Raw genomic sequence first — 19,442 nt, 5'->3', positions numbered from 1 at the left:
CGAAAGTGGCACGCGCCCTGCAATAATACCGGTAGAGATTTGCGAAGGGGCTGCCCGCGCAACTCGCCAAAACAAATCCCTCCAGTGCAGGAGGGTTAGCGCTTTATGGCGTCGCACGCATCAGATGGATGATGACCGGCGATGCTCTTGAGGAACTTGCAATGACGACTCGTCAGCCGCTGTATAAATCCCTGTATCTCCAGGTCATCGTAGCCATTGTCATTGGCATTCTGATCGGCCACTTCTACCCTCAAGCCGGTGTGTCGCTCAAGCCGTTGGGTGACGGGTTCATCAAACTGATCAAAATGATCATCGCTCCGATCATTTTCTGCACGGTCGTCAGCGGTATCGCTGGCATGCAGAGCATGAAGTCAGTCGGTAAAACCGGCGGTTATGCGCTGTTGTACTTCGAAGTCGTTTCTACCATCGCGCTGCTGATCGGTCTGGTCGTGGTTAACCTCGTTCAGCCGGGTGCTGGCATGCACATCGACGTGGCGACGCTGGATGCTTCCAAGGTCGCGGCCTACGTTGCTGCAGGCGCTGACCAGAGCATCGTCGGCTTCCTGCTCAACGTTATCCCAAGCACTATCGTTGGCGCTTTTGCGACGGGCGATATCCTGCAAGTACTGATGTTCTCGGTGATCTTCGGTTTTGCCTTGCATCGCCTGGGTGCCTACGGCAAACCGCTGCTCGACTTCATCGATCGTTTCGCCCACGTGATGTTCAACATCATCAATATGATCATGAAGCTGGCTCCGCTGGGTGCTTTTGGCGCGATGGCTTTCACCATCGGCGCTTACGGTGTCGGTTCGCTGGTGCAACTCGGTCAATTGATGCTGTGCTTCTACATCACCTGCGCACTCTTCGTACTGATTGTGCTGGGTGGTATCGCTCGCGCTCACGGCTTCAGCATACTCAAGTTGATCCGCTACATCCGTGAAGAGTTGCTGATCGTGCTGGGCACGTCTTCTTCGGAGTCCGCTCTGCCGCGCATGCTGATCAAGATGGAACGCCTGGGCGCGCAGAAGTCGGTTGTCGGTCTGGTTATTCCGACGGGTTACTCCTTCAACCTGGACGGTACTGCGATCTACCTGACCATGGCTGCCGTGTTCATCGCCCAGGCGACCGACTCCCACATGGACATCACTCACCAGATCACCTTGTTGGTGGTGTTGTTGCTGTCCTCCAAGGGCGCAGCCGGCGTTACCGGCAGTGGCTTCATCGTGTTGGCCGCCACCCTGTCCGCCGTTGGCCACTTGCCAGTTGCCGGTCTGGCGCTGATCCTGGGTATCGACCGCTTCATGTCCGAAGCCCGCGCACTGACCAACTTGGTCGGTAACGCTGTTGCGACTTTGGTTGTGGCCAAGTGGGTTAACGAGCTGGACGAAGACAAGCTGCAAATCGAACTGGCTTCCGGTGGTCGCGGGATCTCCAACACAGGTCCAGAAGATGATCTGGGCGTGAATGAAGGCCCGATTCCAGCGACGGTATCCAGCACCGCGCCTAAAACTGCATAACGCGGCGCAGGTATAAAAAAACCCATCTTCGGATGGGTTTTTTTATACCTGCCGATTGATCGAATCAGTCAGCGACGATGAGTGGCGCGGCCATTGAAGGGTGGCTCGTGGTTGCTTACTCTGAAGGCCTCAGGTGTAAGGTCTGGTTACAGAACTGCTAAGGGAGTAAGCATGCAAGGGCCATTGTCATCGCTCAAGATTCTCGATTTTTCCACCTTGTTGCCGGGACCGTTCGCTTCGTTGCTGCTCGCCGACATGGGGGCCGACGTATTGCGCATCGAATCGCCGACGCGCATGGACCTTCTGAAACTGTTGCCGCCTCACGATCACGGGACGTCAGCCAGCCACGCCTACCTCAATCGCAACAAGCGCAGCCTCGCCCTCGACTTGAAGCAACCGCAGGCGCTCGAGGTGATCCGCCAGTTGGTGGCTGAATACGACATCGTGCTCGAACAGTTTCGACCGGGTGTCATGGCACGCCTGGGGCTGGGCTACGAGGCGTTGAAGGCGATCAACCCGAAACTGATTTATGTGTCGATCACCGGCTATGGCCAGACAGGCCCTTATCGGGATCGCGCCGGGCATGACATCAACTACCTTGCACTGTCGGGCATCGCCAGCTACACCGGGCGCCTGGACAGTGGTCCGGTGCCGTTGGGCATTCAGGCGGCGGATGTGGCGGGAGGGTCGCTGCATGGAGTGGTGGGTCTGCTGGCCGCCGTGGTCGCACGCCAGCAAACCGGGCTCGGGCAATATGTGGATGTCAGCATGACTGACTGTGTGTTCAGTCTGAATGCCATGGCCGGGGCGGGTTATCTGGCGTGCGGTGTGGAGCCGGCCCGGGAAAGCCAGATGCTCAATGGCGGCAGTTTTTATGATTATTACTGCTGTCGAGATGGCCGCTGGTTCTCCGTGGGCAGCCTGGAACCAGCGTTCATGCAACCCTTGTGCGTCGCGCTGGGTCGCCCGGAGTTGGCCGCGCTCGGCCTGTCGTCGAGCCCCGAGGTGCAGGCCTCATTGAAGGACGAGCTGAAAATTGAATTCGAGAAACGCTCTTTTGAAGAGCTGCGCGCGTGCTTTGCCGGTCTGGATGCGTGTGTCGAACCGGTGCTGAGCGTTGCCGAGGCAATCGAGCATCCACAATTACAGGCGCGTGAGCTGGTCTGCCAAGTGCCCCGTGAAGACGGCAGCTTGCAGGCGCAGATGGCCTGCCCGCTGAAGTTCTCCGACGGCCTGCCCGAGCCCCGGCATATCGGTGCGACGTTGGGTGCGCACAGTGAGGAAGTGCTGGCGGGGTTGGGTTACAGCGCTGAGCGGATCGCTGAATTGCGGGCGGCGGGGGTTATTGCCTGACCGCTTTCGCGAGTGAACTCACCCACACCGCCTGCACACAGGCGCAGTTCAAAGCCCGTGCCGGGCTTGTTCGCAGACAAGTCAGCGCCTAAAAATAATGTTCTATTTCAAATGGTTATGGGTTTTTTGATAGGCGAGAATGGCTGTGCGCGGAGTACCTGACTCTCTCATCACTCGACCCGCACTTCTCCACTGAACACCAAGGTCTCCCGGCAGCGACGGCACAAATAGCGTCGGCCTTTCCCGACCAGCAGGTGGCGCTGGGCGGAGAACGGGAAATCGCTGTTTGCGCAGGGGCAGCGGTAGATGTAGCGGGTCATGCGGCGACGTTTGATCGCGTAAGTGTGGCAGCGATTGGGCGGGAGTTCGTATACCCCGCGCATGATCAATTGCCATTCTTCGCCGTGGGGCTGAATACGCTCGCCAAACAATTGATGGGCGATCAAGTGCGCGACTTCGTGGGCGACCGTCTGCTTGAGAAAATCTTCACTGTTTTCCCGGTACAGCTGCGGGTTGAAGCGCAACAGATTCTCGTGCAGATGGGCAACACCCGCTTTTTGACCGCGCAGCTTGAGGCTGACCACCGGCCGTTTGAAGGGGCGTTTGAAAAAGGCTTCGGCTTGCTGATAACAGACTTCGACGCGGGTATTGAGCTGCTCGGGCATTCTTAAAGGCTCTCCAGAGGTGGCCAGTATGCCGTAAAGCCCTGGCCTGCCGAAAACTGAAGGCGCCCAATGGTCATGGTTAAACGCATGAGCCGCCTCAAAGGCGGCTCATGGTCAACGGTTAACTGTCAGTCAGTTAGTATATTCAGGCCCTACACCGACGCCCCACAGGACGACGGTGAACGCCATGATGGCAACCAGCACCACCAGGCCCACGGCCAATACGGAGCTTGAGAACATGAAGCCTTCATCGGAAGGGATGTTCATGAACGTCGGCAAGCCGACGTATAGCAGATAGACCGTGTAACAAACGGCCGCGAGGCCGACGATCATTCCCAGCCACATATGCGGATACAGGGCCGCCAGCCCGCCAATGAACAGCGGTGTTGCGGTGTAGGTGGCGAAGGCGACACAGCGCGCCAGGCTCGGACTGGCGTCGTACGTGCGCGCCATCCAGTGGATGAATGCTCCCATGACGGCCACGCCAGCCAGCATGGCAATGTAGGACATGATGGTCATCCACAGCGCGCTTACGGGGGTCAGCATGACCGCCGCTCGACTGCCAATCACCCAGCCCACCTGAGTGGTGCCGATATAAGCCGAAACTGCGGGAATCGCCGCAAGAATCAGGGTATGCGTGAGGTACATGTGGCCGATGCTTTCTTCTTTTTCGCCACGTATTTGCTGCCATTCTTGATCAGGATGGGTGAACAGTCCGATAACGTGATGGATCATGCCGGTCACTCCTTTTTGTTTTACCGTCGCCCCCCAGCGGAGCGCCTGTCGGGCCTAAGTGCCACGGCAGGTGTAAGGCCACAGCCTCGATACAGGAATGGGTGCGACCCTATGACGCAGTATAGGAAGGGAAGACGCAGCCCTTTAGAGTAAATTGTGCTCGAGAGACTGCTGTTAATCGCAATGCGCTATTTGAGTGCCAACAATAAATCGGCATGCGCCTATGATCCTTGTCGCGTAAAATGCCGGCCTTTTACCGAGTCATCGTTAGCGGATATCTGCGCCATGGGCACCCTTTCAGTCAATCAGAACAAACTGCAGAAACGTCTGCGTCGGCTCGCGGGCGAAGCAGTGGCCGACTTCAACATGATTGAGGAAGGCGACAAGATCATGGTGTGTCTGTCGGGCGGTAAAGACAGCTATACCCTGCTTGATGTGCTGCTGCATTTTCAGAAAGTGGCGCCGATCAAATTCGATATCGTCGTTGTCAACATGGACCAGAAACAGCCAGGCTTCCCCGAGCATGTACTGCCTGCGTACCTCAAGGCGTTGGGTGTGGAGTACCACATTGTCGAAAAAGACACCTATTCGCTGGTCAAAAAGCTTATCCCCGAAGGCAAGACCACGTGCTCGCTGTGTTCGCGCCTGCGCCGTGGCACGTTGTACACCTTTGCCGATGAAATCGGCGCGACCAAGATGGCGCTGGGGCATCACCGCAACGACATCATCGAGACCTTTTTTCTCAACCTGTTCTTCACGGGCACGCTCAAGGCCATGCCGCCCAAACTGCGGGCTGACGATGGTCGTAATGTGGTGATTCGTCCGCTGGCGTACTGCAACGAGCGTGATATTCAGGATTTTTCCGATCTGAAAGCGTTTCCGATCATTCCGTGCAACCTCTGCGGTTCTCAGCAAAACCTGCAGCGTCAGGTGGTCAAGGACATGCTGTCGGAGTGGGAACGCACGACCCCAGGCCGTACCGAAAGCATCTTCAGTGCGTTGCAGAACGTGCAGCCGTCGCAACTGGCGGACCGTACTCTGTTCGACTTCGCCAACCTGCGGATCGATGAAACCGCAGCCTCGCGCTTCGTCAATGTCGTGAACCTCTGATCGATCTCGACACTCTGTTCTATTTGCTGCCTGACACCTAGCCTCGGCGAAATGTCAGACCTCTATCAATTGTCAGTAGGAAAGGGCATGCGCGATTACAAATGGCTTCATGAATATTGCCTGAACCGCTTTGGCTCGGCCTCGGCGCTTGAAGCACATCTGCCCGTGCCCAATTCCCCGGCGCAACTTCGCGCAATCAGCAATGACCGTTACCTGTCGGCCCTCGCCCGACGGGTGTTTCGCGCCGGCCTCAAGCACAGCCTGGTAGACGCCAAATGGCCGATGTTCGAAGAAGTGTTCTTTCGCTTCGATCCCGAGAAGGTCGTGCTGATGGGCGCCGAGCACCTGGAGCGCCTGATGCAGGACGCACGAATCATTCGCCATTTGGGCAAACTGAAAAGTGTGCCACGCAATGCGCAGATGATTCTGGACATCAGTAAGGAGAAGGGCAGCTTTGGTAATTTCATCGCCGATTGGCCAGTGACCGATATCGTCGGCCTGTGGAAGTACCTGGCCAAACACGGGCATCAATTGGGCGGGATGTCAGCGCCGAGTTTTCTGCGCATGGTCGGCAAGGACACGTTCATCCCGACCTACGACGTGGTCGCCGGGCTCAACGCACAGGGCATCATCGACAAAGTGCCCACCAGCCTCAAGGACCTCGCCACCGTGCAAGGTGCGTTCAACCAGTGGCACGCAGAGAGTGGGCGGCCGATGTGTCAGCTGTCGTTGATGCTGGCGTATACGGTCAACCACTGACATCGCATCAAGCCATTCGCGATGACGGTCTGTCAGACGGCGCCTTCCCCCGCCAGCTTGCGGTTGTACTGAAAACGCCAGCGCACATACAGCAACGCGCTGACGAACACTGCCAGACTCGAAAGCATCTCCAGTGCACCGAACAGGCTGCGGTTCGGGTCGTAAACGGCCAGTGCGCCTTTGATGAAGTACAGGTTGATCACAAAGCAGGTCCACGAATGGCCGCGGGCGCTGCCGCTGATCATGCCAGGAGCGAGCAGGATCAATGGCACCAGTTCGATGAGCAGGATCACCCAGGGGCGCGCGCCATGCAGGTCGGCGAAGATCAGGTAGTACGCAGCCAGCAGCAAGATCAGGCCGAAAAAACAGATCAGGCTGGCGATCCGGCTCAGGCGCACTCGCGGCTCCAGCCATTCCAGCGCGGGCAGGACTTTAGGCTTTTTAGCCACGAGGCGTCTCCAACAATAAAGCGGTTTTAGCCAGGCGCTGACCGAGCGCGCGACACAGGGTGATTTCGTGTTGATCCAGCGCGCGTTTACCATCGGCACCGGCATGGTGGCTGGCGCCATAAGGCGTGCCACCGCCGCTGGTTTCCAGCAACGCGGCTTCACTGTAGGGCAGTCCTGCGACCAGCATGCCGTGGTGCAGCAACGGCAATAGCATCGACATCAGCGTGGTTTCCTGGCCGCCATGCAGGCTGGCCGTGGACGTGAACACGCTGGCGGGCTTGCCCACCAAGGCGCCGGTCAGCCACAGGGTGCTGGTGCCGTCGAGGAAGTATTTCAGCGGCGCGGCCATGTTACCGAAGCGCGTCGGGCTGCCCAGAGCCAGGCCGGAGCAGTTTTTCAGGTCGTCGAGGCTGGCATATAAGCAGCCTTGCTCGGGGATGCTTGGCGCGACCGCTTCGATTTCGGACGAGATCGCGGGCACGGTGCGCAGTCGCGCTTCCATGCCACCCAACTCGATACCCCGGGCAATCTGCCGAGCCATCTCGCTGGTCGAGCCGTTGCGGCTGTAGAACAAGACCAGGATGTACGGGGCACTCATGCCAGGATCTCCAGCACGCGTTCTGGTGGGCGGCCAATGACGGCTTTGTCGCCAGCCACTAGAATCGGCCGCTCGATCAATTTCGGGTGGGCGGCCATGGCGGCAATCAGTTGCTCGTCGCTCAGGTGGGTGTCCGCCAGGCTCAGGGCTTTGTATTCATCTTCACCGGTCCGCAGCAGTTCCCGGGCGCCGATGCCCAGTTTTCCCAGCAGGTCGCGCAATTGCGCGGTGTCTGGCGGGGTGTCCAGGTAGCGGATGATGGTCGGCGTCAGGCCGCGGGCCTCAAGCAGTTCCAGCGCGCCGCGAGATTTCGAGCAGCGCGGGTTGTGATAAAGCGTCAGATCGGTCATTTGCGGGTCGCATCTTGCGTAAGGTGGCGGCTATTCTACCTGTGTGAGGACTGCTCCTGAACCTTGGGCGGTGATTGGTCGCAGTTAAAGTGAATCTCTGGATAAGGAAGGGCACATGACAAGGCGATTGGCAGCGATAGCAGCGCTCATCGGCAGTTTGCTGCTCAGTGGTTGTGGCGCAGACCTGGGGCCTGATCAAAACGGGCAGAAGGTTGCCAGCGAGCGTGTCGACAAGCATTGGCTGGTGATCAATTACTGGGCTGAGTGGTGTGGGCCATGCCGGACGGAGATCCCGGAACTCAACGCGTTGGCCGATCAGCTCAAAGACAGGCAGGTGAGTGTGTTCGGGGTCAACTTCGACGGCCTGCAAGGCGAAGACCTGAAGTCCGCCACTGCCGCGCTGGGTATCACCTTCACTGTCCTGGCTCTGGACCCGGCCGAACGTTTCGACCTGCCCCACAGCGAAGCGCTGCCGGTGACGTACATCATTGATGACAAGGGCAAGGTGCGGGAGCAATTGCTTGGTGAGCAGACCGCGGCAGGTGTGAGTCAGCGGTTGGCGGTATTGCGGGGCGAGGGGTAACGCAGGTCAGTCACCGCGAGCCGTTCGCGAATGAATTCACGCCCGCGAGATTGGGTATCTGTGCGAGAGTGAATTTATTCGAGAAGGCGGTACAGCCGCTATTGAATCAGCTGTCTTCCAGCCAAAACCGTAGCGGTTTGCCTTCGGCAGGCCAGAGGCGCAGTTGGTCGATCGGCGAGATGTCCCAGCGCTGCACTTTGGTCAGTGCGTCGAGGAAGCGTTGTTCTTGCTCCATCAGGGCGGGCGCGCACATCTTGCGGGTGCTGCCGACCATGCCGAAGCTGATCGTGTCGTCCTCCACCGTATACGGCGCGAACCAATGGTTGCAGCCTGCAGTGCCGTAGGCACGACCGTCCTCACCAAGGGTCATGGTCAGGTGGCTGCGGTCGATCAGCGGATTTTCACCGATCCATTCCAGCATGTAGCCCCGATCGCGTGTCAATTCTACCGGCTTGGCGGCGCAGCCCATCAGGGTGCTGCCGAGCAGGCCAAACAGGACGGCGCGAATCATGCGGCTTTCTCCTGGCATTTCGGGCAAAAGTGCTTGTCACCTTCGGTTTTCCAGCCCAGCTCGGCAATGCGAGCGGCGGCAGCCGGCTTTTGTGCTTTGATGCCGAGCTTGGCATCGACCGCGAACTCGACGTTCAGCTCGGTCGCGCAACCGTTGCAACTGGCCTTCCACTGATGAATCGCCAGTTCAGCGAAGACCGGACCCTGCGCCACCGCGACCCATTGGCCGCGAGGGTTGATCAGGTGCCGGACTTTTTCCACGGTCAGGCGCATGGACAAGTCCTTACTCCCTTTGAGCGTGACCAAAAGCACGTCATCCGCGTGGATCGAGCCGCCGTTGCCGGTGACTTGATAACGACCAGGGGCCAGCGCGCGGCATTCGATCAGCGTGTGTTGTGGGTTAAACAGGGTGTAGCGGAAATCGTGTTCGACCATGGGTCCTCCAAATCTGCGCGCATCCTATCATGCAGCCTGTTATTAACCCTCGACCAGATTCTGCGGCGAACCCTCGGCCCAGGCGGCAATATTGTCCAGAGTGGTCTGCGCAATGGCTCCCAGCGCTTCGCGGGTCAGAAAAGCCTGATGAGCGGTAACGATCACGTTGGGAAACGTCAGCAGGCGAGCCAGCACATCGTCCTGCAGTGGCAGGTCGGAACGGTCTTTGAAGAACAATTGCGCTTCTTCTTCATACACATCCAGCCCCAGATAACCCAATTGCCCGCTTTTTAGCGCTTCGATCAGCGCCGGTGTGTCGACCAGCGCGCCGCGACCGGTGTTGATCAGCATCGCACCGGGCTGCATCTGCGCCAGGGACGTGCTGTTGATCAGGTGTTTGCTGTGCGCGGTCAGCGGGCAGTGCAGGCTGATGATCTGCGCCTGCGCCAGCAAGTCCGGCAAACTCAGGTAGCGCGCGCCCAAGGCTTCGACCTGCGGATTAGGGTAGGGGTCATGAGCCAACAGCGTGCAGCCGAACCCGGACATGATCCGGGCGAAGGTCGCGCCGATCTGCCCGGTGCCGACGACGCCCACGGTTTTACCCACCAGATCGAAGCCGGTCAGCCCATGCAGGGTGAAGTCACCGTCGCGGGTGCGGTTGTACGCACGGTGCAGATGACGGTTAAGGGCCAGAATCAAGGCCACGGCATGTTCGGCCACGGCGTGCGGAGAGTAGGCCGGCACGCGCACGACCTTGAGCCCGAGGGCGTGCGCCGTTGCCAGGTTTACATGGTTATAACCCGCCGAGCGCAAGGCGATCAGGCGCGTACCGCCTGCGGCCAGTTGTTCGAGTACGGGCGCGCTGAGGTCGTCATTGATGAAGGCACAGACCACTGGGTAGTGGTTGGCCAGGGCAACCGTGTCCAGATTCAGGCGTGCCGGTTGGAAATGCAGATCCACACCCGCCGGTAAACGGGCCGCGAGAAAGCTTTCGCGGTCATAGTTCTGACTGCTGAATAAAAGGATGCGCATAAAATCTCCTTGTGGCGATGCTCCCTTGCAGGAGCCCGCTTGCCCGCTATAACGTCAGAAGGACGTTCATGCAAACGGATCACCCTTCAAGCGGTCACTCGTGCTTCGACGGCCAGCCGTGTGATAGCCATGTCCAGTTCGTCGAGGGCGGCGTTGGCCTCGGGTGCATCCTGCTTGAGTAAGGTTTCACTGCGTTGACAGGCTGCGCGCAGTTGCGGCACCCCGCAATAACGGGTTGCGCCATGCAGGCGATGGACCCTTTCGATCAGTGCCAGTTTGTCGTGGGCATCGCGGGCATCGCGGATGGCGTCACGGTCGGTGTCCAGCGAGGCCAGAAGCATCGCTAGCATGTCCGCTGCCAGGTCAGGCTTGCCCGCTGCCAGGCGCAAGCCTTCTTCAGGGTCGAGCACCTGCAGGTCGATGCCGTGATGTGTGCTTTCGCTGTGACGTTTCGGCACATGATTGCGCAGTGCCAGACCGGTCCATTTGAGCACCACTTGGGCCAATTGCCGCTCACTGATGGGCTTGGTCAGGTAGTCGTCCATGCCGCTTTGCAGCAGGGCACGCTTTTCGTTGGCCATGGCATGGGCGGTGAGGGCCACGATCGGTAGCGAAGTACTTTGCTGTTCGACCTCCCAGGCCCGGATCGTTTCAGTGGCTTGGCGCCCGTCCATACCGGGCATCTGTACGTCCATCAGCACCAGATCGAAGGTTTCTTTCTGTATCGCCTTGACCGCGGCATAACCACTGTCGACGGCCAGCACTTTGGCGCCCATGTCTTCAAGCAGTGTTTGCACCAGCAACAGGTTGGCCGGGTTGTCATCGACGCAGAGCAAGTGCGGTGGCCGACTGGACAGGGGGGTAGAGGTATCGATGCGCTGTTGTTTGGGGCTGATCAGTTCGGACAGGCTGCGCCGCAGCTTGCGCGTGCAGGCCGGTTTTACCTGTAACTGGCTGTGGGCGTTGGGCACGGCCAACTGGAATTGCGCCTGCTCGGTGGTCGGGCACAGCACCAGGACCTTGCAGCCGAGGTTTTCAAGGTCCCAGATATGCTGGCGCAGCCGTTCGGGCGGCAGTTCGTGGGCGGTGATGCCCAGCACCGTCAGGTCGATAGCCTGTGCTGTTTGATACGCAGCAGTGACCCCGTTGATCAGGCTTTCCAGGTTGTTGAAAACCACCGCTTCCAGACCGCAATCTTCCAGCTGGTGCTGCAAGGCCTGACGTGCGAGTTCATGATTTTCCAGCACCGCGACCCGACGCCCGAGAAGGGGCGGGGATGGCAGGTCTTCCAGGTCATCGCGGGCTTTGGGCAGGTTCAGGCTGATCCAGAACTCGGAACCTTCACCCGGCGTACTGTCGACCCCTATTTCGCCGCCCATTTGCTCGATCAGTCGTTTGGAAATGACCAGTCCCAACCCGGTGCCGCCCGGTTGCCGCGACAACGAATTGTCTGCCTGACTGAACGCCTGAAACAGCGACCGCACGTCTTGGCTGGACAGACCGATGCCGGTGTCCTGCACGCTGATGCGCAGTTGCACGCTGTCTTCTTGCTCATCTTCGAGCATGGCGCGGGCGACGATGGTGCCTTCGCGGGTGAATTTGATCGCATTGCTGACCAGATTGGTCAGGATCTGCCTGAGCCGCAGCGGATCGCCGAGCAGCGACAACGGTGTGTCGCGGTACACCAGGCTGACCAGTTCCAACTGTTTGGCATGGGCGGCCGGGGCAAGGATGGTCAGGACATCCTGCAGCAGGTCGCGCAGGTTGAACGGAACGCTGTCGAGCACCAGCTTGCCGGCTTCGATTTTCGAAAAATCGAGAATCTCGTTGATGATGCCCAGCAGGTTGTCGGCAGATTTTTCGATGGTGTCCAGATAATCCAGTTGGCGCGGGGTCAGCTCGCTTTTCTGCAGCAGATGAGTGAAGCCGAGAATGCCATTGAGCGGGGTGCGAATCTCGTGGCTCATGTTGGCGAGGAATTCGGATTTGATCCGGCTGGCCTCAAGCGCTTCTTTGCGCGCCAGGTCCAGCTCGATGTTCTGGATTTCGATGGTTTCCAGATTCTGCCGCACGTCTTCAGTGGCCTGATCGATGCTGTGCTGCAATTCTTCCTGGGCATTCTGCAAGGTCGCGGCCATGCGGTTGATACCGGAAGCCAGCTCATCCAGTTCCAGGCTGCCCAGTGGCGGCAGGCGTGTTTCAAGATTGCCGTCTTTGAGTTGCGCCACCGCCAATTTGATCCGGCTGATCGGCTCGTTGATGGTTCGGCTCATGCGGATCGCCACAATCGCAGTCAACACCAACCCCGTAACGATCAGTAGCAGACTGGCGAACAGGCTGCGATAGCCGCGCAACAAGGTCCCGTTATGGGACAGCTCCAGCTCGACCCAGCCGAGCAGACGGTCGGCCTCCTCAGGGATCAGAGCACCGCTCAGGTGGCGCTGGCGACCGAACACCGGCAGCAGATAGCGGGTGGCGTCGTTCCCGGAACGCTGCAGCAAGTGAGTGCTGTTGCCAATGGGGGACGGGTTGATCATGCTCGGCCCGGCATGGGCCAGCAGATCGCGGTCGGGGCCGAGAAAGGACACGGCGCGCACGTCTGTTTGCTCCAGCGCCTGCCCGGCGATGCGTTCGAGCAGCGCGCGGTCGCTATGGCCCAGCGCCGGGGCGGCCAGCGGTGCGAGTTCTTCGGCGATCATTTCACCGCGTTGCAGCAGCTGGCTTTGCAGGTCGGACAGTTGCATCCAGGTGAAGTAACCGCCCAACACCACTGCCATCAGCAGAGCGGGGACAATGGTCAACAGCAGCACACGGCCTTTGATACCCAGCTTTTTCAGCACGCTATTTCTCCAGCAGCCACGCCACTTTGTTCAAGACCGCATCCAGCGATCGATATTCCGGCAGTGTAGCGAGTTGCTCGCGGGCAATCTCGGCAAATTACCCACTTCTACGTCGGCCCAAATGGGAAGGCACGCTCTAGGCAGCCACCACGGTCGGCTGTTTCATTCGCGAAGGCTATTTATATAACGCAGCTGAGCCCGTATTGACTGCTTATATCTTTTCGCCCTATGCAGCGCACTTTGCGTGATATGGGGTTTAGGCGTTTGCCGTTATGATAGGCGCCCCCGCAGTCTGGATTGCGAAGACGTCATGACCCTGCAGTATCAAACCATCGCCGACTGCGTCGGCAACACCCCGCTGGTCCGTTTGCAGCGCCTGCCGGGTGAGACTACTAATACCTTGCTGTTGAAGCTTGAGGGCAACAACCCTGCCGGATCGGTCAAGGATCGCCCGGCGCTGTCGATGATCACTCGCGCCGAATTGCGCGGGCAGATCCATCAGGGCGATACCCTGATCGAAGCGACTTCCGGCAACACCGGCATCGCGCTGGCCATGGCCGCCGCGATCAAAGGCTACCGGATGATTCTGATCATGCCGGATAATTCCAGTGCCGAACGCAAGGCGGCGATGACCGCTTATGGCGCCGAGCTGATTCTGGTCAGCAAGGACGAGGGCATGGAAGGTGCCCGCGACCTGGCTGAACGCATGCAGGCCGAAGGCCGTGGCAAGGTGCTCGATCAATTCGCCAACGGGGATAACCCGGAAGCGCATTACGTCAGCACCGGCCCGGAAATCTGGCAGCAGACTGGCGGCACCATCACCCATTTCATCAGTTCCATGGGCACCACGGGCACCATCATGGGTGTTTCGCGTTACCTCAAGGAGCAAAACCCCAAGGTGCAGATCATTGGCCTGCAACCGATGGACGGGGCCTCCATCCCCGGTATCCGTCGTTGGCCGACAGAATATCTGCCGAAGATCTACCAGGCCGACCGTGTCGACCGGATCGTCGATATGGCCCAGGCCGAAGCCGAAGACGTCATGCGCCGACTGGCCCGCGAAGAAGGCATTTTCTGTGGTGTGTCGTCCGGTGGTGCCGTTGCCGGGATGTTGCGCTTGTCCCGCGAAGTCGAGAATGCAGTCATGGTCGCTATCATTTGTGACCGAGGCGACCGTTACTTGTCGACCGGCGTCTACGATGTGCCTAACTGATGGCTAAGCAAGAGAGAGGCCTGCGCTTCCAGCCCACTGGCGGCACAAAGGTGCCCCAGGTGCCGACTGGGAAGAAGCAGCGGTTGACCATCGAGCGCCTGGCCAATGACGGACGCGGTATCGCATTCGTCGAAGGCCGCACCTGGTTTGTGGCCGGCAGTCTGGCCGGTGAAGAGGTCGAGGCGCGGGTACTCAACGCCCACGGCAAAGTCGTGGAAGCCCGCACTGAGCGTGTATTCCAGCCCAGTCCTCTGCGCCGGCCGGCACCCTGCGTGCATTTCGGTCGGTGTGGCGGTTGCAGCGTCCAGCATTTGCCCCATAGCGAACAGCTTGCCCTGAAACAGCGCATGCTCGCCGAGCAGTTGACCCGGGTTGCAGGTGTCGAGCCTGAAGAGTGGGCAGCCCCCTTGACCGGTCCAGAGTTCGCCTACCGACGTCGGGCGCGCATCGCCGTACGCTGGGATGCCAAGGCCAAACGGCTTGATGTGGGATTCCGGGCCGCGGCCAGTCAGGACATCGTCGCCATCGACGAATGCCCGGTTCTGGTACAGGCCTTGCAACCTATCATGACCGAGTTGCCGGCCATGCTGCGTCGTTTCAGCAAGCCGCAGGTCGTCGGGCATGTCGAGTTGTTCAGCGGTTCGTCGACGGCGGTGCTTCTGCGCCATACCGCGCCGTTGGCCGAGGCCGATCTGGCGACCTTGATCGCTTTCTGTCAGACCCACGATGCCCAGCTTTGGCTGCACGGCGAGGGTGAGCCGCAACCGGTCGACCCGAGTCAGCAATTGGGCTATCGACTGGAACCGTGGAATTTGCAATTGGCCTACCGGCCGGGGGATTTCATTCAGGTCAACGCCGCGGTTAATGCCGCGATGGTTGCGCAGGCATTGGAATGGCTGGCGCCCACGGCGGACGAGCGGGTTCTGGACCTGTTCTGTGGGCTGGGTAACTTCGCTTTACCATTGGCCCGACAGGCCCGTGAAGTGGTGGCGGTAGAAGGCGTTGCGACCATGGTCGAACGTGCCACGGGTAATGCAATGAGCAATGAACTGCACAATGTGCAGTTCATTCAGGCCGATTTGATGCAGCCGTTGGCACACGCGAGCTGGGCCGAAAACGGCTTTTCTGCGGTACTTTTGGACCCCCCGCGTGACGGTGCTTTTGAGGTGGTGCGCAAGCTGTCGACATTAGGTGCCAAGCGGTTACTTTATGTTTCATGTAACCCTGCAACTTTAGCGCGCGACACGGTCGAATTGATCAAGCAGGGCTATAGATTAAAACGCGCCGGAATTCTCGATATGTTCCCGCAAACGGCTCATGTCGAGGCGATGGCTTTATTTGAAGCGAGTAAGTGAGCGACACGGCTTAAGGAAATGAGTCAGCCGCTCACAGGGAATCTCGTTTAATCCGACTGGACCGCGGACGCACAGCCCTTGCCTGCCCAGCAAGGAGCGTTTGCTCAAGAAGCCCAGCGACTGAAGGCGCTTTTTATCGCGCCGTAGGGAAGGTAAGCAACATGGTACAGGTGAGAGCGCACCAGCCGATCAACACCGATGGCAGTATCAATCTTGATGCATGGCTCGATCATATAGTCAGCGTTGACCTTGCATTGGACCGACAGGCCTTGAAAGAGGCTTGCGAGTTTGCCCGCCATGCCGAGCAACAGGACAACGCCTCAAAGAATTTATGGGCAGAAGGGGCCTCCAGTTTCCAGTCTGGCCTGGAAATCGCCGAGATCCTCGCAGATCTCAAGCTCGATCAGGACTCACTGGTCGCTGCCGTGATCTACCGTGGCGTGCGCGAGGGCAAGATCCCCTTGGCGGACGTCAGTCAGCGTTTTGGTCAGACAGTGACTAAACTGATCGACGGCGTGCTTCGCATGGCGGCGATCAGTTCCAGTCTGAGCCCTCGCGAGTCGTTGGTGATGGGGTCTCAGGCCCAGGTAGAAAACCTGCGCAAGATGCTGGTGGCGATGGTCGATGACGTGCGCGTCCCGCTGATCAAGCTGGCCGAACGCACCTGCGCGATTCGTGCGGTCAAGAATGCCGACGAAGAAAAGCGCAACCGCGTGGCCCGGGAAGTGTTCGACATCTATGCGCCACTGGCGCACCGCTTGGGTATCGGGCACATCAAATGGGAGCTGGAGGATTTGTCCTTCCGCTACCTGGAACCCGAACAGTACAAACAGATTGCTAAATTGCTGCATGAGCGCCGCCTTGATCGCGAGCGTTTTATCAGCGAGGTCATGGGCCAACTGGAAAACGAACTGCTGAGTACCGGGGTGAAAGCCGATATCAGCGGTCGGGCTAAACACATCTATTCGATCTGGCGCAAAATGCAGCGCAAGGGTCTGGAGTTCAGCCAGATCTATGACGTGCGTGCCGTGCGCGTGTTAGTGCCTGAAATCCGCGACTGCTATACCGCGCTGGGCATCGTGCACACGCTTTGGCGGCACATCCCCAAGGAGTTTGACGACTACATCGCCAACCCCAAGGAAAACGGCTATCGCTCGCTGCACACTGCGGTCATTGGCCCCGAAGGCAAGGTGCTGGAAGTGCAAATCCGCACCCACGCCATGCACGAAGAGGCAGAGCTGGGCGTATGCGCGCACTGGCGCTACAAAGGCACCGACGTCAAATCCGGCTCTAATCAATACGAAGAGAAAATTTCCTGGCTGCGGCAGGTGCTCGAGTGGCATGAAGAGCTGGGTGATATCGGCGGATTGGCAGATCAACTGCGGGTCGATATCGAGCCCGACCGGGTGTACGTGTTCACCCCGGATGGCCATGCCATCGATCTGCCCAAAGGCTCGACGCCGCTGGACTTCGCTTATCGGGTGCACACCGAAATCGGTCACAACTGCCGTGGCGCCAAGATCAACGGGCGTATCGTGCCGCTCAACTACAGCCTGCAGACCGGTGAGCAGGTTGAGATCATCACCAGTAAACACGGTACGCCGAGTCGCGATTGGCTGAACTCGAACCTTGGCTATATCACCACCTCGCGGGCGCGGGCGAAGGTCGTCCACTGGTACAAATTGCAGGCGCGTGACCAGAACGTCTCGGCGGGTAAAACCCTGCTGGAGCGTGAACTGGCGCGCGTGGGATTGCCACAGGTGGATTTCGACAAATTGGCCGAAAAAGCCAATCTGAAAACCGCCGAAGACATGTTCGCCGCTCTGGGTGCTGGCGACCTGCGTCTGACGCAGCTGGTCAATGCTGCGCAGCAACTGGTCGAGCCGGAACGCGGCAACGAACAACTGGAGCTGATCCCGCGCAAAGCCACCGGCTACAAGCCCGGCAAGCGTGGCGATATCCAGATTCAGGGCGTCGGCAACTTGATGACGCAAATGGCCGGTTGCTGCCAACCGCTGCCCGGCGATGCCATTGTGGGCTACATCACGCAGGGCCGTGGCGTGAGCATTCACCGCCAGGACTGCGCGGCAGTGCTGCAGCTGGGCAGTCGCGAGCCGGAGCGGATCATCCAGGTCAACTGGGGCCCGGTGCCGGTGCTCACCTACCCGGTGGACATCGTCATCCGTGCCTATGATCGCTCCGGTTTGCTGCGTGACGTTTCTCAGGTTCTGCTCAACGAGCGGATCAACGTGCTGGCGGTCAATACCCGCTCGAACAAGGAAGACAACACCGCGCTGATGTCGCTGACCATCGAAATTCCGGGCCTGGATGCGCTAGGACGACTCCTGGGGCGGATCTCCCAGTTGCCGAACATCATCGAGACACGGCGTAACCGCACACCCTGAGTACTTGCAGCTTTGGTTTGAATGAGAACAATTGATGTACACACTCGAAGACTTGCTGCACCTGATGGCCCGACTGCGTGACCCGCAGTTCGGGTGCCCGTGGGATGTCAAACAAACCTACGCGAGTATCGTGCCTCACACGCTTGAAGAAGCCTACGAAGTCGCCGATGCGATTGAGCGCGGTGACTTCGATCACTTGCAGGGCGAGCTGGGCGATCTGTTGTTCCAGGTGGTTTATTACAGCCAGTTGGCGCGCGAAGAAGGGCGCTTCGAGTTCGATGGCGTGGTCGACAGCATCACCCGAAAATTGATTCGCCGTCACCCGCATGTGTTCCCTACTGGCGATCTGTATGCGCCGCTGGAAACGCCGCAGCTGGACGAGGCCCAGGTCAAGCAGCGCTGGGAGGAAATCAAAGCCGAAGAGCGAGCGGCCAAGTCTGACGTGCCTGAGCAGTTGTCCCTGCTCGATGATGTCCCCGGCGTGCTGCCAGCCTTGTCCCGCTCGGCGAAGTTGCAGAAGCGCGCGGCGCAGGTCGGTTTCGACTGGCCAGACGCCTTGCCGGTGGTCGACAAGGTGCGTGAAGAGCTCGATGAAGTGCTGGAAGCCATGGCGGACAATGACGCCCCGGCCATCGCGGATGAGGTCGGTGACCTGCTGTTTGCGGTGGTGAATCTGGCCCGGCACCTTAAGGTCGATCCTGAAAGCGCCTTGCGTGCGGCGAACACTAAATTCGAAAGACGCTTCCGATTTATCGAACAGGCATTGCGCCAGACCCATCGTCCCATTGAAAATTGCACCCTCGAAGAACTGGACGCTCTCTGGGGCGAAGCCAAACGTCAGGAAAAGAACGCATCATGAGCATTTCCCTTCGCGACCAGTTGCTCAAAGCAGGTCTGGTCAACCAAAAGCAGGCCAAGCAGGTCAGCAAAGACAAGCAAAAAGAACAACGTCTGGTGCATAAGGGCCAGATCGAAGCCGATGACTCGCAAAAGCGTGCGGCGCAGGACGCCATGGCCGAAAAAGCCAAGCGTGATCAGGAACTCAATCGCCAGCAGCAGGAAAAGGTCGAGCTCAAAGCCCGTACCGCTCAGGTCAAACAGTTGATCGAAGTCTCTCGGCTGCCGAAGCTGACTACCGAGGACTACTACAACTTCGTCGACGACAAGAAGGTCAAGCGCATCTCGGTCAACACGCTGATGCGTAACAAGCTCAGCAGCGGCTCACTGGCCATCGTTCATCATGGCGGCGGTTACGAGATCATCCCGCGTGAAGCCGCGCTGAAGATCCAGGAACGCGACCCACGCCGGGTCGTGCTGCTCAATACACCGACCGAAGCACCGGATGCCGATGATCCGTACGCGGCTTATCAGGTGCCTGACGACCTGATGTGGTAAGCCCAGGTCCTGGACAAACAAAACCCGCTTCTGCTCAGGCTGTGTGAAAACTACTGCGCTCGGCAATACTGCGTTAAAAACAGGCTCGGAATGCTCATTTACAACACGTAGACTCCGCTTCCTCGCCTGTTTTTGCCT

19 protein-coding genes are annotated in these 19,442 nt (G+C 59.1%); 10 read left to right on the top strand and 9 right to left on the bottom strand.

Going from position 1 to position 19,442, the window contains the following annotated elements:
• Positions 1-161 precede the first annotated feature (161 nt).
• Together RHM55_RS08655 and RHM55_RS08650 are read left to right on the top strand one after the other, a co-directional pair.
• Positions 162-1,517 (top strand): dicarboxylate/amino acid:cation symporter, encoded by a 1,356-nt coding sequence (locus tag RHM55_RS08655; protein WP_322181129.1) that lies wholly within the window; start codon positions 162-164, stop codon positions 1,515-1,517.
• A 171-nt stretch (positions 1,518-1,688) separates the two neighbouring features.
• Positions 1,689-2,870, top strand: coding sequence for a CaiB/BaiF CoA-transferase family protein (locus tag RHM55_RS08650; RefSeq protein WP_322181127.1), 1,182 nt, complete (start codon positions 1,689-1,691; stop codon positions 2,868-2,870).
• Between the two features lie 170 nt (positions 2,871-3,040).
• On the opposite strand, the gene RHM55_RS08645 is transcribed toward RHM55_RS08650, so the two are convergent.
• Both RHM55_RS08645 and RHM55_RS08640 read right to left on the bottom strand, forming a co-directional pair.
• Positions 3,041-3,535 carry a SprT family zinc-dependent metalloprotease gene (locus RHM55_RS08645; RefSeq protein WP_219063952.1) on the bottom strand — a complete coding sequence of 165 codons (495 nt, stop codon included), beginning with the start codon at positions 3,533-3,535 and terminating at the stop codon, positions 3,041-3,043.
• Between the two features lie 132 nt (positions 3,536-3,667).
• A complete protein-coding gene (locus tag RHM55_RS08640) occupies positions 3,668-4,270 on the bottom strand; it encodes a Yip1 family protein (protein ID WP_322181124.1) in 603 nt (200 codons plus the stop codon).
• 285 nt (positions 4,271-4,555) lie between these two features.
• Between RHM55_RS08640 and ttcA the strand changes: the two genes are divergently transcribed.
• Together ttcA and RHM55_RS08630 are read left to right on the top strand one after the other, a co-directional pair.
• Positions 4,556-5,380 (top strand): tRNA 2-thiocytidine(32) synthetase TtcA, encoded by an 825-nt coding sequence (gene ttcA, locus RHM55_RS08635; RefSeq protein ID WP_322181122.1) that lies wholly within the window; start codon positions 4,556-4,558, stop codon positions 5,378-5,380.
• Positions 5,381-5,467: 87 nt separating this feature from the next.
• On the top strand, positions 5,468-6,139 hold the full coding sequence (locus RHM55_RS08630) for a DNA-3-methyladenine glycosylase I (RefSeq protein WP_322181120.1): 672 nt from the start codon (positions 5,468-5,470) through the stop codon (positions 6,137-6,139).
• 32 nt (positions 6,140-6,171) lie between these two features.
• Here the strand turns inward: RHM55_RS08630 and RHM55_RS08625 are convergent, their stop codons facing one another.
• The 3 genes from RHM55_RS08625 to arsC are packed head-to-tail and all read right to left on the bottom strand — an operon-like array spanning position 6,172 to position 7,536.
• Positions 6,172-6,588, bottom strand: a complete 417-nt coding sequence (locus tag RHM55_RS08625; protein ID WP_322181118.1) for a DUF2069 domain-containing protein — start codon at positions 6,586-6,588, stop codon at positions 6,172-6,174.
• Positions 6,581-7,186 carry an NAD(P)H:quinone oxidoreductase gene (gene wrbA, locus RHM55_RS08620; protein ID WP_322181116.1) on the bottom strand — a complete coding sequence of 202 codons (606 nt, stop codon included), beginning with the start codon at positions 7,184-7,186 and terminating at the stop codon, positions 6,581-6,583. Before wrbA ends, RHM55_RS08625 begins: the two co-directional genes overlap by 8 nt.
• The gene (gene arsC / locus RHM55_RS08615; RefSeq protein WP_322181114.1) at positions 7,183-7,536 is read right to left on the bottom strand and encodes an arsenate reductase (glutaredoxin); all 354 of its coding nucleotides are present in this window, start codon (positions 7,534-7,536) and stop codon (positions 7,183-7,185) included. The genes wrbA and arsC overlap by 4 nt, the downstream gene beginning before the upstream one ends.
• A gap of 115 nt (positions 7,537-7,651) precedes the next feature.
• On the opposite strand from arsC, the gene RHM55_RS08610 reads away from it, so the two are divergent.
• Positions 7,652-8,119 (top strand): TlpA disulfide reductase family protein, encoded by a 468-nt coding sequence (locus RHM55_RS08610; RefSeq protein WP_322181112.1) that lies wholly within the window; start codon positions 7,652-7,654, stop codon positions 8,117-8,119.
• 106 nt (positions 8,120-8,225) lie between these two features.
• On the opposite strand, the gene RHM55_RS08605 is transcribed toward RHM55_RS08610, so the two are convergent.
• The 4 genes from RHM55_RS08605 to RHM55_RS08590 form a co-directional block, all read right to left on the bottom strand.
• Positions 8,226-8,630: an META domain-containing protein gene (locus tag RHM55_RS08605; RefSeq protein ID WP_322181110.1), complete on the bottom strand. Its 405-nt coding sequence runs from the start codon at positions 8,628-8,630 to the stop codon at positions 8,226-8,228.
• Positions 8,627-9,064 carry a hypothetical protein gene (locus RHM55_RS08600; RefSeq protein WP_322181108.1) on the bottom strand — a complete coding sequence of 146 codons (438 nt, stop codon included), beginning with the start codon at positions 9,062-9,064 and terminating at the stop codon, positions 8,627-8,629. Before RHM55_RS08600 ends, RHM55_RS08605 begins: the two co-directional genes overlap by 4 nt.
• A 42-nt stretch (positions 9,065-9,106) precedes the next feature.
• Positions 9,107-10,096, bottom strand: a complete 990-nt coding sequence (locus tag RHM55_RS08595; RefSeq protein WP_322181106.1) for a 2-hydroxyacid dehydrogenase — start codon at positions 10,094-10,096, stop codon at positions 9,107-9,109.
• 86 nt (positions 10,097-10,182) lie between these two features.
• Positions 10,183-12,936: a response regulator gene (locus tag RHM55_RS08590; protein ID WP_322181104.1), complete on the bottom strand. Its 2,754-nt coding sequence runs from the start codon at positions 12,934-12,936 to the stop codon at positions 10,183-10,185.
• A gap of 310 nt (positions 12,937-13,246) precedes the next feature.
• On the opposite strand from RHM55_RS08590, the gene cysM reads away from it, so the two are divergent.
• The 5 genes from cysM (at position 13,247) to RHM55_RS08565 (ending at position 19,304) form a co-directional block, all read left to right on the top strand.
• The gene (gene cysM, locus RHM55_RS08585; protein ID WP_322181102.1) at positions 13,247-14,149 is read left to right on the top strand and encodes a cysteine synthase CysM; all 903 of its coding nucleotides are present in this window, start codon (positions 13,247-13,249) and stop codon (positions 14,147-14,149) included.
• Positions 14,149-15,504 carry a 23S rRNA (uracil(1939)-C(5))-methyltransferase RlmD gene (gene rlmD, locus RHM55_RS08580; protein ID WP_322181100.1) on the top strand — a complete coding sequence of 452 codons (1,356 nt, stop codon included), beginning with the start codon at positions 14,149-14,151 and terminating at the stop codon, positions 15,502-15,504. The genes cysM and rlmD overlap by 1 nt, the downstream gene beginning before the upstream one ends.
• Before the next feature lie 161 nt (positions 15,505-15,665).
• Positions 15,666-17,909: a GTP diphosphokinase gene (relA, locus tag RHM55_RS08575; RefSeq protein WP_322181098.1), complete on the top strand. Its 2,244-nt coding sequence runs from the start codon at positions 15,666-15,668 to the stop codon at positions 17,907-17,909.
• A gap of 34 nt (positions 17,910-17,943) precedes the next feature.
• Positions 17,944-18,768, top strand: coding sequence for a nucleoside triphosphate pyrophosphohydrolase (mazG, locus tag RHM55_RS08570; RefSeq protein WP_322181096.1), 825 nt, complete (start codon positions 17,944-17,946; stop codon positions 18,766-18,768).
• Entirely contained in the window at positions 18,765-19,304 is a 540-nt protein-coding gene (locus RHM55_RS08565; protein ID WP_219063936.1) for a DUF2058 domain-containing protein, read from the top strand. The genes mazG and RHM55_RS08565 overlap by 4 nt, the downstream gene beginning before the upstream one ends.
• Positions 19,305-19,442: the final 138 nt, after the last annotated feature.

The sequence above is a fragment of the Pseudomonas sp. MH9.2 genome (assembly GCF_034353875.1).
In the GTDB taxonomy this organism is placed as follows: domain Bacteria; phylum Pseudomonadota; class Gammaproteobacteria; order Pseudomonadales; family Pseudomonadaceae; genus Aquipseudomonas.
Note: the sequence above shows the minus strand (reverse complement) of the source record. Positions and strands in the feature narration are given on the sequence as shown.